Consider the following 15,507-nt stretch of genomic DNA (forward strand, 5'->3'; position numbering starts at 1 on the left):
GGAGGTCGTCCCCGATGCCCCACACGCGCAGACTCGCCCTCGGTGCCGTGCTCGGCGCCGCGCTCATCGCTATCCCGCTGACCCTCCCCGCCGCCGCGTCGATCCCGCCGCCCGAGTCGGGCTGGAGCACCGTCTTCGCCGACGACTTCACCGGCGGCGCCGGCTCGCTCCCGTCGAGCGCGAACTGGATCATCGACACCGGCCACAGCTACCCCGGCGGCCCCGCCAACTGGGGCACCGGCGAGATCCAGAACTACACGGCCAGCACCGGCAACCTCGCCCAGGACGGCAGCGGCAACCTCCGCATCACGCCGTTGCGCGACGGCGCGGGCAACTGGACGTCGGCGCGGATCGAGACCCAGCGCACCGACTTCAAGCCGCCGGCCGGCGGCGTCATGCGGATCGAGAGCCGGATCCAGATGCCGGACGTCACCGGCGCCGCCGCGCTCGGCTACTGGCCGGCGTTCTGGGCCCTCGGCGGCCCGTACCGCGGCAACTGGTGGAACTGGCCCGCCATCGGCGAGTTCGACATCATGGAGAACGTCAACGGGATCAACTCCGTGTGGGGCGTCCTGCACTGCGGCGTCAACCCCGGCGGCCCGTGCAACGAGACCACCGGCCTGCCGAACAACCGGGCCTGCCCGGGCAGCACCTGCCAGTCGGCCTTCCACACCTACCGCTTCGAATGGGACGCGAGCACCAGCCCGCAGGTCCTCCGCTGGTTCGTCGACGGTCAGCAGTTCCACTCGGTGAGCCAGAATCAGCTCGACGCGACGACCTGGGCGAACATGACGACCCACCAGGGCTACTTCGTGCTGCTGAACGTCGCCATCGGCGGCGCGTTCCCGAACAACAACTCGGGCACGACCACGCCGGGGCCGGGGATCGTGCCGGGCCACCCGATGGTCGTCGACTACGTCACGGTGACCACGCGCCGCGGCGGCGGTGGCGGCACCACGACCCCGCCGACCACGACGACCCCGCCCGGAACCGGCGGCAGCGCCTACCGCACCATCCAGGCCGAGTCGTTCAGCCAGCAGTCCGGCGTGATCACCGAGACCACCACGGACACCGGCGGCGGCCAGAACATCGGCGCGGTGGGCAACGGCGACTGGGCGCTCTACCCGAACGTCGACTTCGGCAGCACCGCGGCCACGAACTTCCAGGCCCGCGTCGCGTCCGGAGCGGCTTCCGGCGTCAGCGGGCTCGTCGAGGTGCGGCTCGACAGCCGGTCCAACGCGCCCATCGGCAGCTTCGCCGTGGGCAACACCGGCGGCTGGCAGAGCTGGCGGACCGTCCCGGCGAACATCAGCGCGGTCACCGGCGTGCACAACGTCTATCTGACGTTCACCAGCGGCCAGCCCGCGGATTTCGTGAACCTGAACTGGTTCACCTTCGTGCATTGAGAGGAAGGGCCCGCGGCCCCGGCCGCGGGCCTCTCACTTCAGGCAGACGGGGGCTGGACATTGCACTCGGCAATGGGCAGGATGCGTTTCACTGTGAGTGCTCACGATGACACCCGGAAACTCGTGGTCCTGGCCGTGGACGACGAGCCGAACGGTCTTGACGAACTCGTCCACTGCCTCCGCAACAGCCCGCACGTGGCGAAGGTGTTCCCGGCGATCGACGCCTCCGAGGCGCTGCGGTTGCTGTCCACCGACGACCCGCGGCTGCGCGAGCGCAAGGACCGCGGCCTGCCGATCGTCGACGCCGTCTTCGCGGACATCGACATGCCCGGGCTGTCGGGGATGGAGATGTCGCGCGTGTTCGCGGCGCTGCGCCCCTCGCCGGCGCTCGTGTTCGTGACCGGGCACGCCGAAGAAGCCGTCAACGCCTTCGACCTCGGCGCCCTCGACTACGTGCTGAAGCCCTACCAGCAGGATCGGCTCGACCGCGCGATCTCGCGCGTGCTGGACAAGCTGGCCGCTGCGGCCGCGCCCCCGCCCGGCGCGCTGGGCGGCGAGCCGGTCAAGAACGACGACGAGGTCATCCCGGTCGAGCTGGCCGGCACCACCAAGCTCATCCCGCGCTCCTCGGTCCGCTGGGTCGAGGCGCAGGGCGACTACGCGCGGCTGTTCACCACCGAAGGCAGCCACCTGGTCCGCATCCCACTGGCCCAGCTCGAGGAACGCTGGGAAAAGGCCGGGTTCGTCCGCATCCACCGGTCGTTCCTGGTCGCCTTGCCGCTGATCACCGAGCTGCGCATGGGCCAGGGCGGCTACCAGGTCGTCATCGGCAACGAGGAGAAGGTGCTGCCGGTGAGCCGTCGGCACACCCGCGCGCTGAAGGACCGGCTGGTCGGTTCGGGCCGGAACGGCTGACCCGGGACCGGCCGATGACCGACGACTTCTACGAGCGCCGCTCGAACGGCGTCCGCGAACCGGATCCCACGCTCGGCAGGCGCCGGTCGCGGCCGCTGCCGCAGCCGGCCGACCGGGCCGTCGTCGAACACCTGCCGCCGGCGCCGGAGAACGAGCGGCCGCCCAAGCCGGAACACCACGCGAAACCCAAGCGCGAGCGGGTGATCCTCGCCGACCCGCGCCGCGGCGCCGGCACCCTGCGCGCCCGGGTCGAACTGGAGGAGCAGACCAGCTGGGGGAAGCTGCTCGTCCGCGACCACCTGGTGAAGGTGCAGCTGCGGACGGCGTTGCTGCTCGCCCTGCTCGTCGTCGCGGTCTTCGGCTCGCTGCCTGCGCTGTTCTACCTGCTGCCCGGGTTCTCCAAGGCCAGCCTGCTCGGCATCCCGGTGGCCTGGCTGATTCTCGGCGTGCTGCCGTTCCCGTTCCTGTTCGGTGTCGGGATCTGGTACAACCGGCTCGCCGAGCGCAACGAACGCGCGTTCGTGGACATGATCGAAAACTAGTTTCGCACCGAGTCGTGCGAGGATTCCCCCCGTGCAGTTGAACCCGTGGGCCTTGACCGGCATCGTGCTGGTCGCCGTGGTGACGCCCTACCTCGGTCTCCGCTCCTCGCGGTCGGCGACGAGCACGCACGATTTCCTGGTCGCGCGGCGCACGGTCCGGTCCCGTCGCAACGCCGCCGCGATCTCCGGCGAGTACCTGTCCGCGGCGTCGTTCCTCGGCATCGCCGGGATCGTGCTCAAGGACGGGGCCGACGCGCTGTGGTTCCCGATCGGGTTCACCGCGGGGTACCTGGCGCTGATGCTGTTCGTGGCGGCGCCGCTGCGCCGCTCCGGGGCGTACACGCTGCCCGACTTCGTCGAAATGCGGCTCGGCTCGCAGGGCCTGCGCCGGTTCTCCACGGCGTTCGTCGTGTTCATCGGCATCCTGTACATGGCCCCGCAGTTGCAGGGCGCCGGCCTGACCCTGGCGACGGTCCTGCCGGTGCCGGCGTGGGCGGGGGCGATCGCGGTGATGATCGTGGTCACCGTCAACGTCATCTCCGGCGGGATGCGCGCGATCACCGTGGTCCAGGCCTTCCAGTACTGGGTCAAGCTGTTCGCGATCTCGGTGCCCGCGTTCGTGCTGTGCATGGTCTTCTTCACCGGCGGCGGCCCGGACGGGTTCCGGCCGCTCGGCGCACCCGCCCCGCCGGTGTTCGTCACCGACACCACGGTGGACGTGCAGACCGACGTCACGCTGCACGTCACCGCGGACACGTACTTCTACGCCTACGGCCGCACCGACAACGGCCCGGCGGCCGGGCCGACGCACTGGACCCCGCTGGCGCCGCACACGGTTTCCGAAGGCACCAAGCTGAAGTTCCTCGCGGGCACGCCGGTGCCGGTGGTCAGCGATTCCGTCGCCGACAACGCGGATTGGCTGCACCCGGGCTCGGGCAGCCTCACCGACCTGCTCCAGACGTATTCGCTGATGTTCGCGACGTTCCTCGGCACCATGGGCCTGCCGCACGTGCTGGTCCGCTTCTACACCAACCCCGACGGCAAGGCCGCGCGCCGCACGACCGTGCACGTCCTGCTGCTGCTGGGCCTGTTCTACCTCTTCCCGACGCTGCTGGGTGCGCTGTCGCGGATGTACGTCCCCGAACTGCTGGTGACCGGCAAGGCCGACGCGGCGATCCTGCAGCTGCCGTCGGCGATCCTGCCGGGTGTCGCCGGCCAGATCCTCGGCGCGGTCACCGCGGCCGGTGCGTTCTCCGCGTTCCTCTCCAGCACGTCCGGGCTGCTGGTGAGCGTGGCCGGGGTGGTGTCGACCGACCTGCTGCCCGGCCGGGTGCGGGACTTCCGGATCGCGGCCGCGCTGGTCGCGCTGTTCCCGATCGCGCTGGCCGTCGCGTTGCGGCCGGAGGACATCTCGCTGTCGATCGGGCTGACGTTCGCGCTCGCCGCGTCGACGTTCAGCCCGCTGCTGGTGCTGGGCATCTGGTGGCGCAAGCTGTCCTGGCCGGGTGCGCTGGCCGGGATGTTCGTCGGCGGCGGCCTGGTGCTGGCCGCGCTGGTGGTCAACGTCGTGAGCGGCTACACCGGCGGCTGGGCACCCTGGTTCGTCAACCAGCCCGCGCTGCTCACGGTCCCGGCCGCCTTCGCGACGACGTACCTGGTCAGCCGCGTGACCGGCTACGGCCGCCCGGAGCACGTCCACGACATCATGCTGCGGCTGCACGCCCCGGACCCGCTCGGCTTCATGCGTGACAGGGCGGTCGCGCGGTTCGGCCAGGCCGAGGAGAAAACCCGCGTCACCACCCGCGGCCGCCACCGCAAGTAAGCCGTGTCGCCCTCCCAATCACGCGTGTCGGCCCTCCAATCACGCGTGATGCCCTCCCAATCACGCGAGATGCCCGTAACCGCACGGGTGATCGGCTACCTCACGCGCGGGCAACGCCTCCGCATGGCAGCATGGGAATCGTGGTGAGCCCTGCTGAACTGCCGACCGCCGAGGTCCGCGACCTGCCCAAGGACGGCCTCGTGCTGCTCGACGTCCGCGAAGACGACGAATGGGCCGCCGGGCACGCGCCCGGCGCGGTGCACATCCCGATGGGGGAGCTGCCCGCCCGCGTCGGCGAGCTGGCCGACCTGCCCGACGACCAGCCGATCCACGTGATCTGCCGCAGCGGCGGCCGGTCCGCGCGGGCGGCCGCGTGGCTGAACCAGAGCGGCTGGGACGCGGTGAACGTCGCCGGCGGCATGGGGGCGTGGCAGCGCGAAGGCCGTCCGATGGTCGGCGAGCACCCCGGCATCGAACCCGAAGTGATCTAGCCTTGCACCCGGGGCAGCCTCCCGCCGGGCAGCCGTACCCGCCCGGGTACTGGCCGCGCCAGGCACCGCCGCCGTCCGCCCAGCAGCTGCAGGGCCGGACGCTGGCCGCCCAGCCGGAGCCGTACCCCTACCACCGCCGTCCGGCGCACCGCCCGCGGCTGCGCTGGGTGGCGACCCCGCCGCCCGGTGCGTGGCCGCGCCGCCGCGTCGTGCCGCCCGAGCCCTACTTCGGCCCGCCGTCGTACCCGGTCCCGCCGCGCTGGGGGTTCCCGAACCTGGTCTGGCGCCGCCCGACGTCGGTGCCCGGCACCGCGTCCGACGAGGTCCGCCCGATCGACCGGGTGCCGGTGCTCAGCCGCAGCGTGGTCATCGTCCTCTTCGCGTTCGCCGTGCTCGCGGTGGCCGCGGCGGGTGCGGAAATCTGGCGGTACGTGCTGCTCGTCCAGGGCCGTGAAGCCGCGCTGTCCCGCTCGGTGGTGGCGTTCTCCGACGGCTTCGTGCTCGCCGCGGGGCTGCTCGCCTCGATCCTCGCGCTGCTGCCCGCGGGGCTGTCGCTCTGGTGGCTGCTGGTCGCGCGCCAGGCGGCGGCGGACGTCTCGGGCGACGACCCGCCGCGGCCGGTGTGGCAGGTGCTGGTCGGCGTCCTCGTGCCGGTGGCGAACCTGCCGATGGCGCTGTCGGTCGTCGGCGAGCTCGAGCACGCGGTGCTGGGCCGCTCGCGTGACGTCCGGCCGAAGCCGTCGCGCCAGGTGCTCGGCTGGTGGGGCGCCTGGCTGCTCAACTGGATCCTGCTCGGGGTGTCGATCGTCTGGCGCTTCCGCGACGACGTGCAGTCGATGGCCGACAGCGTCGTCCTGGTCGCGCTGACCGACCTTTCCGCGGCCGCACTGGCGGTGATGACGGCCCTGGTGGTGCGGCGGTTCTCCGCGTTGCTGGCGCCGTCGGAGGCGCTCGCCGTGCGCAAGATGCGCGTGCTGAAGGTGCGGGATGCGCCGGAGCCCCAGCTGCGGGCTTCGCGGCCGGCCGGCGCCGCGCGCTAGTAGCGGCCGAAGACCGGTTCGAGCTGGTCGAAGGCCTGTTCCGCCAGGGGCCAGAGCTCGTCGGCGGTCGCTTTTTCGTTTTCGAGGGTTCGGTCGAAGGCCTCCTCGAAGAGCACGCGCAGGACCGTCGCGAGGTGGGCGGCGGCGAGTGTGGGCGTGAGGTCTTCTTCGGGGTGGCGCCGGATGAGGAGGTCGACGAGCGCCGTCTCGCGTTCGCGGTGCATCTCGTGCAGCGCGTTCGTCAGGACCGGGCTCTCCTTGATCATCCGCACGAAGCCGGGGCCGGAGAAGCCGACCAGCGCGTGCTCGGCGCCCAGCGCTTCGAAGTAGAGCTCGCGCGTGTCGTGGAAGACGCTGTCGCGGATCAGGGCGGCGGGCCACGACGTGAAGTCCTCGCGGATGTCGAAGACCAGGTCTTCCTTGCGCGGGAAGTGGTTCGTCACGGTCATCTTGGCGACCCGCGCCTCGGCGGCGATGTCCGCGATCGTGACGTCCTCGAAGCCGTTGCGGATGAACAGCCGCGTGGCGACGCCCGAGATGGTCTTCCGCGTCTCGTTTTTCTTCCGGTCCCGGAGTCCCTCACTCATGGCGTCACTCTACTGGGTCGGACCCAAGATTGTGCTTGACCTATTTAGTGGGTCGGACCTAATCTGAGGTTCGACCTAATCAACTGGGGGTGAGCATGACGACCGCGGTCCGGCCCGATGCGGCGCTGTGGCGGCTCGGCGGGGTGCTGATCATGGGCGCGGTGCTGTCGATCCTCGACGCGACGATCGTGACCGTCGGCATCGGCTCGATCGCCCGTGATCTGGACAGTCCGCTGACCACGGTGCAGTGGGTGGCGAGCGCGTACCTGCTCGCGGCGTCGGCGGCGATCCCGCTGTCAGGCTGGCTGACCGACCGGTTCGGCGGCCGCGCGGTCTGGCTGACGGCGGTGGCGGTCTTCACCGCGGGCACGCTGCTGTGCGGTTTCGCCTGGTCCGCGCCTGTGCTGGTGGCCTTCCGGGTGCTGCACGGGCTGGGCGGCGGGCTGATGCAGCCGGTCGGGCAGACGGTGTTCGCGCAGGAGGCGGGCCCGGCGCTGGGCCGCATGATCGGCGTGATCACCCTGCCGGCCACGGTGGCGCCGGTGCTGGGCCCGATGCTCGGCGGAGCGCTGGTGGCGGACTTCGGCTGGCGCTGGATGTTCTTCGGCATCGTCCCGCTGGGCGTGGCGACGTTCCTCTTCGCGCGGCGGATCCTCCCGGCTCCTCCGCCGGGCGGGGTGAACGCGCCGTTGGACGTCCGAGGCATCGCGTTGCTCTCGCCGGGGCTGGGCGCGTTCGTCTACGGCCTGGCCGAGGGCGTGGTCGTCGCCGGGGTGGCCGGTGCGGGGCTGTTGGTGGCGTACGGCGTCCACGCTTCCCGCACGGCGTCACCGGTGCTCGATCTGGCGTTGTTTCGCAACAAGGGGTTCGCGGTCGCGAGCGTGAGCACGTTCCTGCTGGGAGCGTCGCTGTACAGCTCGATGCTGCTGCTTCCGCTGTACTACGAGCAAGTCGAGCACGTGAGCGCGTTGCAGGCCGGAATGCTGCTGGCGCCCCAGGCCCTCGGCTCGGCGGCGGTCATGCTGGCGAGCGGCCGGCTGTTGGCCCGCTTCGGCCCGCGCCGCATGATGCTGGCCGGCATCACGTTGTCGCTGCTGGGCACGATCGCGTTCACCCATCTCGGCTCGGCGCCCGGCGGTGTCCTGCTGACGTTGTCCCTCCTGCTCCGCGGAGTGGGCCTGGGCGCAGCAACGGCCCCGGGCATGACAACGCTGTACGGCTCGCTGGACCGCGCTCACATCCCCCGCGCGGCAAGTGCGTTCAACGTGGTCAACCGCATCGGTGGCTCGCTGGGCACCGCTGTGCTGGCCGCGATCCTCCACCGCGAACTCACCGCCCCTCCGGCCGCGGCGGCGTTCGGCACCACGTTCACGTGGGCACTGGCGCTGTCGGCGCTGACCTTGATCCCCGCCCTGTTCTTCCCGCAGAGGAGCCCCCGATGACCCTCCGCCTCTTGAGCGTCCACGCGCATCCCGACGACGAGTCAAGCAAGGGCGCCGCCACCCTGGCCCGCTACGCCGCCGAAGGCGTCGATGTCCTGGTCGCCACCTGCACCGGCGGCGAACGCGGCGACATCCTCAACCCGGCCATGGACAAGCCCGAGACGTGGGCGAATCTCCCGACCATCCGCCGCCGCGAGATGGCCGCGGCTGCCGAGATCCTGGGTGTCCGTCAGCGCTTCCTCGGCCTGGTCGACTCCGGCCTGCCCGGCCCCGGCGAGCCGTTGCCCGAGGGCTGCTTCGCGGCCCTACCGCTTCCCGAGGCGGCGGCGCCGCTGGTGTCCCTGATCCGCGAGTTCGGGCCGCACGTGGTGATCACGTACGACGAGACCGGCGGCTACCCCCACCCGGACCACATCCGCACCCACGAGGTGACGGTCGAGGCCTTCACCGCGGCCGCCGACCCCACCCGCTACCCCGGCACCGGCGAGCCGTGGCGCGCCCAAAAGCTGTACTACCAAGCCACTCTGAGCCGCGCCTGGTTCCAAGCGCTGCACGAGGCCACCCTGGCCGCCGGCCTGGACTCGGCCATGGCCGAAGTCCTGGACGAGCTCCCGCCCGACAAGCTCCCGATCACCACGAAGATCCGCTGCGAGGCCTACTTCGCCACCCGCGACCGAGCCCTCCTGGCCCACGCCACCCAGGTGGACCCGGCCCACCCGTTTTTCGCCCACTCACGCGAAATCGAACGCCAAGTCTGGCCCCACGAGGACTACCACCTGGCCCACCCGACGCCCACCGCCACCCCAGAGCACGACCTCTTCACCGGAGTAACCCCATGAACCCCCGTGTCGCCCCGCCAATCACGCATGATGCCTCCCCAATCACGCGAGATGCCCCTTCAATCACGCGAGATGCCTACCCGATCACGCGAGTTGCCTTTCCAATCACGCGAGATCCGCCTCCAATCACGCGAGTTACGCGCCGGATCACGCGAGATCCGCCTTCAATCACGCGAGTTCCGCTCCGGATCACGCGAGATCCGTCCGCCATCACGCGAGATCCGCCCCGGGACACGCGAGATCCGCCGGAAATCACGCCAGACCGGCCCAGGAGCCAGTGCGACCCCGGGCAGGACCCCGTCACGCGGTGACCCGGAGCTCCCGCAACCCACGAATCACGAACTCCGGCCGACGCGGCGGAGTCCCGGCCAACCGCAACCCCGGCAGCTTCTCCGCCAGCGCACTCAACGCGGCGGCGATCTCCACCCGAGCGAGAGGAGCACCCACGCAGTAGTGAATCCCCAGCCCGAAGCCCAGGTGGGCGTTCGGCGTCCGGCCGATGTCCAGGCGGTCCGGCTCGTCGAACACCTTCGGGTCGCGGGCCGCGGCGCCCAGCAGCGCGCCGATCTTCTCGCCGCGCGGGACGACATATCCGCAGATCGACACGTCCTCGGTCGCCGTCCGCTCGAACAGCTGCAGGGGCGCGTCGAACCGGATGAGCTCCTCGACGCACGAATCCAAGAGAGAAGGTGAGGCCAGCAGACGCTCCCACTGGTCCCGGTGCGTGAGCAGGGCCGTGATGCCGTTGCCGAGCACGTTGACCGTCGCCTCGTGGCCGGCCATCAGCAGCAGCACGGCCGTGGCCACCAGCTCGTCGGGGGTCAGCTCGCTGCGCAGCAGGTCGCTGATGATGTCGTCGCCCGGTGCCTCGGCGCGGGCCGCCGCCACCGAGCGGACGTACGAGACGAACTCGGCGGACGCCCGCTCGGCCGCGTCTTGCCCCTCGGAAGGGAGGTCGTACTCGTACATCTTCACGATCGCGTTGGACAGCTGGACCATCCGCGGCCCGTCCGTGGCCGGGACGCCCAGCAGCTCGGCGATCACCGCGACCGGCAGCGGCTGGGCGAGGTGCTCGAGGAGGTCGGCACTGCCGTCGGCGGCGATGGCGGCCGCCAGGTCGTCGACCATGCGGGTGGCGAGCGTCGCGACCATCGGGCGCAGCCGTTGCACGTGGCCGCGGCCGAAGGCGCCCGCGATCAGGCGCCTGAGCCGGGTGTGCGCGGGAGGCTCGTTCTCCAGGAGCGAGTTGCGGTGCAGCAGGTTGAACGACGCGAACCGCTCGAGCGGCTGGGCGTCCTGCCAGATCCGGCCCAGCCCGCGGTGCCGCAACACCGCCGAGGACGCTGCGTGCGACACCGCGACGGCGAGGCCGAGCCCTTCGTGGAAGTGGACTTCGCCGCGTTCGCGGAGGGCGGCGAACGCCGGGTACGGGTCGTCGAGGAACGTGGGATCGCGGGGGTCGAACACGTCGCGAGACTAACCCTTCGATAGCGTCTGAAGCCGAGCCAGAGGAGGCAGCAGTGGGCAAGGGCGCGCGCAAGAAGGGTCCCAAGCAGGCGTCGGACCGCAAGCCGAAGGTGCGCGACGTCTTCGTCGGCCAGCCGTTCGAAGGGCTGGCGGCGGAGCCCGAGCTGATCGCGCTGCGCGAGTTCGTGCCGTCCGCGACGGCCCAGCTCACCCTCGCCGACGGCGGTGACGTCACCCTCGGGACCGTGCTGCCCATGGCGGCGGCCGCGTTCGTCCGCTCGGACGGCCGGCGCTACCTCGGCCTGCAGGTGCAGACCCGCTCGTCCGACATCAGCCGGGACCTCGGCCGGTCGCTGAAGTGGCTGCTGGACGCCAAGGAGGGTGACGTCCTCGGCGTGCCGGACACCACCACCCCACCGTCCGCCGACGAGCACGCGCGGCTCCAGGACCTGCTGACGCCGGACGCGGAACTCGACGTCACGCTGCACACGGACTTCGGCTGGTGGCTGCCCGAGGACGCGGACGCGACCGGTGACGTCGCCGTCTCCCTCGAGCGCGCGAACGCCGCGATCATGCCCACCGAACGGCTCGGCTCGGGCGCTTACTGGGTCCTCGCCGGCGAGAAGGCGCACCTGCGCTGGGTCCGGCCGGAGCCGGAGAACCTGCTGCTCCAGGCCCTCGCCCGGCTGTCCGCGGCCGGCGAGCTCGGCCTCGGCGAGGGCTCGCGCTACGCGGGCTCGTTCCGGGCGCACGGCCTGCTCGTCCCGGTCTGGGACCTCGACCCCGAAGCCCACGCCCGCGAGTGGGCCGAAGGCAAGGAGGCTCTCGGCGCCCGTCTCGAGACGGCGTTGAAGTCCCTCGACGACGAGCCGCTGAACGCGACCGAGCGGCGGGCGCGCGACGGCCTCATCGGCCGGCAGCTGACCCTGCGCTGATCCTCGTCGGGCGGATGCCGGCGCGGGAGGCCGCCACCCACTCGATGAGCGTTCAACCAGGCCTTATGTGGCGCACGAGACACCGCCGCCGGATCGCGGCGGTGGGACGATTCCCTGTGTGATACTCCACATCTGCGGGGCGGCCGAGTGGGCCGAAGTGGGCGAAGGCGGCGAGTACCGCGATCCTTCCCTGGAGGAAGTCGGGTTCATCCACTGCTCCGACTTCGGCACGGTGAACCTGCCGGCCAACATCCGGTTCCGGGGCCGCACCGATCTGGTGCTGCTCGAAATCGACCCGGCGAAGGTCGAAGCGCCGGTCCGCTGGGAAGACGGCCTGCCGCCGCACCCGGAGGGGATCTGGTTCCCGCACGTCTACGGGCCGATCCCGCACGCGGCCGTCGTCGGCGTGCACGAATTCCGCGAGTCCGAAGGCGGCGGTTTCCGGCTGCCCGACTCGCTCGCCCGCCGCTGACGTGGGCAGATCATCACCCGGCCGAGCGATCACGAACTCGGCCGGGAACGCGGGCAACCTGAGGGGGCTGTGATGCGTGTTGGGGAGGAAAGCGAGCCGGTTTCCGGCTACCCGACCCCGATGGGAGGCGATACGGTGACCGCTGCGGCACCCGTCTTCACCGGGGGTGAAACCTGGGTGACCAGCGCAGGCCGAGGGAGGGCCGCGACTTTGCCTGGCGACTTCGTCGACTTCGGCGAGTTCGTGCAGGCCACCTTGCCGGGCTTGCTGCGCTACGGCCACGCGCTCACGGGCAACCCGCACGACGCGGCGGACCTGGTGCAGACCGTGCTGGAGAAGATCGGCTCGCGCTGGACGTACGTCCACGAGAAGACGGGCGACCCGCTGGCCTACGTCCGCCGGTCGATGGCGAACGCGCACGTGAGCCGCTGGCGCCGGACGCGCCGCGAGAACCTCGTCGCGGACTTGCCGGACACCAGCCCGCACGTGCCGGCCGACCCGTTCGAGCACGAGCCGCTGTGGCGTGCGTTACGAACGCTGCCGCCGAGACAACGTGCCGTCATGGTGCTGCGTTACTACGAAGGTCTCTCGGAAGCGGAGATCGCCGGTGCCCTCGGAATCACCCAGGGCACCGTCAAGAGCCAGGCCAGCAAGGCGATCGCGTCATTGCGGATGAAGCTGAAGTCGGCCGACGAAGGCGAAGGGAGTGGTGCGGGTTGAACATCTCCGAGGACGAACTGGAGCAGCGCCTGCGCGCCCTGTTCGCCGACGAGCGGCTGGACCTGCCGCCGCCGCCGGACGCCGGCACGGCCATCGTCATCGGTGCGCGACGGCGGCGCCGTCGCCGGCACACCGTGCAGGCCGTGGCCGGGGTGGCGGCCGCCGTGGTCGCCGTCGCCGGGGGGCTGACCATGGTCCGGCTCCACACCGAGGACGGCACCGCGGCGATCTCCGTCCCCGGCACCGGAGGCCACACCAAACCACCCGAGAACCTCACGCAGGGCCGGTCACCGGAGCCGTCGGCACCCGCGCCGACCGGAACGCAGAGCATCCGGGATTCGGCGCCGCCGGGAGTGCCGACGTCCCCGCCGCCTCCGTCGCCGCGGCCATCGTCCGTCTCGACGCCGTCCACGCTCGCCGCCGTGACCAGCGGACCGCTGCTCGCGGCCGACGGCTTCGGCAAGCTCAAGCTCGGCATGTCCGAGGCCGACGTGGCCGCACAGGCCGTCACGCTCAGCAACGCGCAGGCCGGGGCGGGCTGCACCGTCTACAAGGCACAGGGCAACGGGGTCCCGGCGTCCGCGAGCGTCGTCATTTCGAAGGCGGCCGGGCTCGTCGCCGTCACCCCGGACGTGGCCGCGCACACCGCCGAGGGCATCGGGGCCGGATCCACGAAGGACCAGATCCTCGCCGCCTACCCCGCGGCCAAGGAAGAAGCCGGTGGCGTTGTCGCCCCGGCCGGGGCCGTCGCCGAATACCGCTTCCGGCTCGGCGAGACCGGAGTCGTGCAGACGAGCCTGGCGAGCGCCACCCAGGACTGTGTCAGCTGAAAGACGGGCCGGCTGAGCGTCGGCCGAATGCGGAAACCCGGGCTGTCCACAGGGGGAGAGCCCGGGTTTCGCGCTTCGCGGTGGGTCAGAGCTTGCCGCCGGCCACCGGCGGCATCTGCGAGTCGGTGCCGTCGTCGCCGACGGACTCGCGGGCCAGGTGGTTCTCGACCTCGAACAGGTTGCCGTTCGCACGCTTGACGACGTTCAGCAGCGTGTTCATCTGGGAGATCTCTTCGACCTGCTCCTTGAGGAACCACTGGATGAACTGCTCGCTGATGTAGTCCTCTTCGGCGCGGGCGGCCTTGGCCATCGCGGAGATGTCGGCGGCGACCTCCTTCTCCTGCGCGAGCGCGAGCTCGATCAGCTCGGTGACGCCGGAGAAGTCGTTGCGCACCTCGCCGGTGCCGGGGATCTCGACGTGGTGGTCGCGGTCGAGCATGTACTGCACGAGCGCCATCGCGTGGTTGCGCTCCTCGACGGACTGCTTGTAGAAGTGCTTCGCCAGCTGCGGCAGGTCCTCGGCGTCGAACCACACCGCGAGCGCGATGTACTGCTGGGACGCGTTGAACTCGTTGTGGATCTGCGCCTGCAGCAGTTCGTAGAACTTCGAGCGCGGTTCTTTCTTCTTGGTGAGGGCCATGCAGACCAGAATAGATCAAGTTTTCGCGGAATGCCACCGAGGTCTGGTGATCTCGCCCTTATTAGGGTTACCATTCCTAAAGAAGACTCACCTTATTTAAGTAAGCCTTCCCTAAATGCGTGCGCCATTTAGGGAAGGCTTCCATTACAGCGGATCGCGGCGGACCGGGCAGGACATGCACCGCGGCCCGCCCCGGCCGGAGCCGAGCTCGGACCCCGCGATCGGCAGCACCTCGATGCCGGCCGCTTCCAGCCGTTCGTTGGTTTCGACGTTCCGCTCGTAGCCGACGACCACGCCGGGCGCCAGTGCGAGCGTGTTGTTGCCGTCGTCCCACTGCTCGCGTTCCGCCGTCACCGGGTCGAGGCCGGTGTCGATGACGCGCAGCCGGTCGATCCCCATCGCCTCGGCCGCGGCCGTCAGGAACGGCGCCGGGCCGGCCACCTTCACCCCGCCGTCGCCGGTGGGGCGCAGCGTGAACGCCGTCAGCATGTCGCGTGCGAGCGGGTACATCACCACGGCGTCGGCGTCGACCATGGTGCACACCGTGTCCAGGTGCATGGTCGCGCGGGACTGTTCGATCGGCACCGCCAGCACGGTGTGCGCGATGCCGTCGGCGAACACCGACCGGGCGAGCGACTCCGCGCCGGCCGCCGTTGTCCGCTCGCCGACGCCGATGGCGAGCACGCCCGGCGCCAGCAGCATCACGTCGCCACCTTCGATCGGTGCCGAATGGGCGCCGTACGCGCGGGCAGCGTGGCGGAACTGCGGGTGGTAGGCGTAAATGAGGTCGAGCACCGCGGTTTCACGGCGGCGCGCGGGCATGTTCAGCGACGAAATCGCCACCCGGTCGGCGATCCACACCGACGAGTCGCGGGTGAACAGCAGGTTCGGCAGCGGATCGACGGCGAAGTCGTGCGGGTGGTTCATCATCCGCACCAGCGACGCGCCCTCCGCCGACGGCAGCTCCTCGAACGTCATGCCGGCCATCAGCACCTCGGCCAGCCCGGCCGAGGAAACACCGGACAGGTGCGACCGCAGCGAGTCGGCCAGGTCGCCGCCGAGCCGCCGGTCGTCGACCGCCGCGTGCACGCCCGCCGCGTGGGCCCGGTCGTCCTCCAGCGCCGTCCGGAGGGCGTCGGCCAGCAGCAGGACGTCGACGCCGCGGCCGCGCAGCACCTCGGCGAACGCGTCGTGCTCGTCCTGGGCCCGGTCGACCCACGGGATGGAGTCGAACAGGAGCTGGTCGTTGTTGCGGGGCGTCAGCCTTTTGAGCTCGTTGCCGGGCCGGTGCAGCAGCACCGCGCGCAGGGGTCCGACTTCGCTGTCCACCCGGGGAGGTGTCGTTTCGTCGATCACCCC

At 71.0% G+C, this 15,507-nt stretch carries 16 protein-coding genes; 12 read left to right on the forward strand and 4 right to left on the reverse strand.

Annotated features, from left to right (window positions below; all coding sequences use genetic code 11):
- Positions 1-14 precede the first annotated feature (14 nt).
- The 6 genes from ACFPLC_RS14980 (at position 15) to ACFPLC_RS15005 (ending at position 6,216) form a co-directional block, all read left to right on the forward strand.
- Positions 15-1,406 carry a carbohydrate-binding protein gene (locus ACFPLC_RS14980; protein ID WP_378205661.1) on the forward strand — a complete coding sequence of 464 codons (1,392 nt, stop codon included), beginning with the start codon at positions 15-17 and terminating at the stop codon, positions 1,404-1,406.
- A gap of 81 nt (positions 1,407-1,487) precedes the next feature.
- Positions 1,488-2,321, forward strand: coding sequence for a LytR/AlgR family response regulator transcription factor (locus ACFPLC_RS14985; RefSeq protein ID WP_043792552.1), 834 nt, complete (start codon positions 1,488-1,490; stop codon positions 2,319-2,321).
- A gap of 14 nt (positions 2,322-2,335) precedes the next feature.
- Complete coding sequence (locus ACFPLC_RS14990) at positions 2,336-2,863, forward strand: hypothetical protein (RefSeq protein ID WP_378205664.1); 528 nt, start codon at positions 2,336-2,338, stop codon at positions 2,861-2,863.
- A 31-nt stretch (positions 2,864-2,894) separates the two neighbouring features.
- A complete protein-coding gene (locus tag ACFPLC_RS14995; protein WP_378205666.1) occupies positions 2,895-4,685 on the forward strand; it encodes a sodium/solute symporter in 1,791 nt (596 codons plus the stop codon).
- A gap of 131 nt (positions 4,686-4,816) precedes the next feature.
- Positions 4,817-5,176 (forward strand): rhodanese-like domain-containing protein, encoded by a 360-nt coding sequence (locus tag ACFPLC_RS15000; RefSeq protein ID WP_086847539.1) that lies wholly within the window; start codon positions 4,817-4,819, stop codon positions 5,174-5,176.
- 2 nt (positions 5,177-5,178) lie between these two features.
- A complete protein-coding gene (locus ACFPLC_RS15005; protein ID WP_378205669.1) occupies positions 5,179-6,216 on the forward strand; it encodes a DUF4328 domain-containing protein in 1,038 nt (345 codons plus the stop codon).
- Here ACFPLC_RS15005 and ACFPLC_RS15010 read toward each other — a convergent pair.
- On the reverse strand, positions 6,213-6,803 hold the full coding sequence (locus tag ACFPLC_RS15010) for a TetR/AcrR family transcriptional regulator (protein ID WP_378205672.1): 591 nt from the start codon (positions 6,801-6,803) through the stop codon (positions 6,213-6,215). The genes ACFPLC_RS15005 and ACFPLC_RS15010 overlap by 4 nt on opposite strands.
- Before the next feature lie 95 nt (positions 6,804-6,898).
- On the opposite strand from ACFPLC_RS15010, the gene ACFPLC_RS15015 reads away from it, so the two are divergent.
- Both ACFPLC_RS15015 and mca read left to right on the forward strand, forming a co-directional pair.
- Positions 6,899-8,245, forward strand: a complete 1,347-nt coding sequence (locus ACFPLC_RS15015; protein WP_378205713.1) for a DHA2 family efflux MFS transporter permease subunit — start codon at positions 6,899-6,901, stop codon at positions 8,243-8,245.
- Complete coding sequence (gene mca, locus ACFPLC_RS15020; protein WP_378205674.1) at positions 8,242-9,084, forward strand: mycothiol conjugate amidase Mca; 843 nt, start codon at positions 8,242-8,244, stop codon at positions 9,082-9,084. The genes ACFPLC_RS15015 and mca overlap by 4 nt, the downstream gene beginning before the upstream one ends.
- 300 nt (positions 9,085-9,384) lie before the next feature.
- Here mca and ACFPLC_RS15025 read toward each other — a convergent pair whose 3' ends face one another.
- On the reverse strand, positions 9,385-10,551 hold the full coding sequence (locus ACFPLC_RS15025; protein ID WP_378205677.1) for a cytochrome P450: 1,167 nt from the start codon (positions 10,549-10,551) through the stop codon (positions 9,385-9,387).
- A gap of 53 nt (positions 10,552-10,604) precedes the next feature.
- Here ACFPLC_RS15025 and ACFPLC_RS15030 point away from each other — a divergent pair, with 53 nt between their 5' ends.
- From ACFPLC_RS15030 to ACFPLC_RS15045, 4 genes are all read left to right on the forward strand, one after another.
- Positions 10,605-11,486 (forward strand): DUF5926 family protein, encoded by an 882-nt coding sequence (locus ACFPLC_RS15030; protein WP_378205680.1) that lies wholly within the window; start codon positions 10,605-10,607, stop codon positions 11,484-11,486.
- 118 nt (positions 11,487-11,604) lie between these two features.
- On the forward strand, positions 11,605-11,958 hold the full coding sequence (locus tag ACFPLC_RS15035) for a DUF952 domain-containing protein (protein ID WP_378205683.1): 354 nt from the start codon (positions 11,605-11,607) through the stop codon (positions 11,956-11,958).
- A 210-nt stretch (positions 11,959-12,168) separates the two neighbouring features.
- Entirely contained in the window at positions 12,169-12,678 is a 510-nt protein-coding gene (locus ACFPLC_RS15040) for a SigE family RNA polymerase sigma factor (RefSeq protein ID WP_378205685.1), read from the forward strand.
- Complete coding sequence (locus ACFPLC_RS15045; RefSeq protein WP_378205688.1) at positions 12,675-13,508, forward strand: hypothetical protein; 834 nt, start codon at positions 12,675-12,677, stop codon at positions 13,506-13,508. The genes ACFPLC_RS15040 and ACFPLC_RS15045 overlap by 4 nt, the downstream gene beginning before the upstream one ends.
- Before the next feature lie 85 nt (positions 13,509-13,593).
- On the opposite strand, the gene ACFPLC_RS15050 is transcribed toward ACFPLC_RS15045, so the two are convergent.
- Together ACFPLC_RS15050 and ACFPLC_RS15055 are read right to left on the reverse strand one after the other, a co-directional pair.
- A complete protein-coding gene (locus ACFPLC_RS15050) occupies positions 13,594-14,148 on the reverse strand; it encodes a ferritin (protein ID WP_191308844.1) in 555 nt (184 codons plus the stop codon).
- A 144-nt stretch (positions 14,149-14,292) separates the two neighbouring features.
- Positions 14,293-15,477 carry an arginine deiminase gene (locus tag ACFPLC_RS15055; protein ID WP_378205716.1) on the reverse strand — a complete coding sequence of 395 codons (1,185 nt, stop codon included), beginning with the start codon at positions 15,475-15,477 and terminating at the stop codon, positions 14,293-14,295.
- Between the last annotated feature and the right edge of the window lie 30 nt (positions 15,478-15,507).

The sequence above is a fragment of the Amycolatopsis plumensis genome (assembly GCF_042652605.1).
Taxonomy (GTDB): Bacteria; Actinomycetota; Actinomycetes; order Mycobacteriales; family Pseudonocardiaceae; genus Amycolatopsis; species Amycolatopsis plumensis.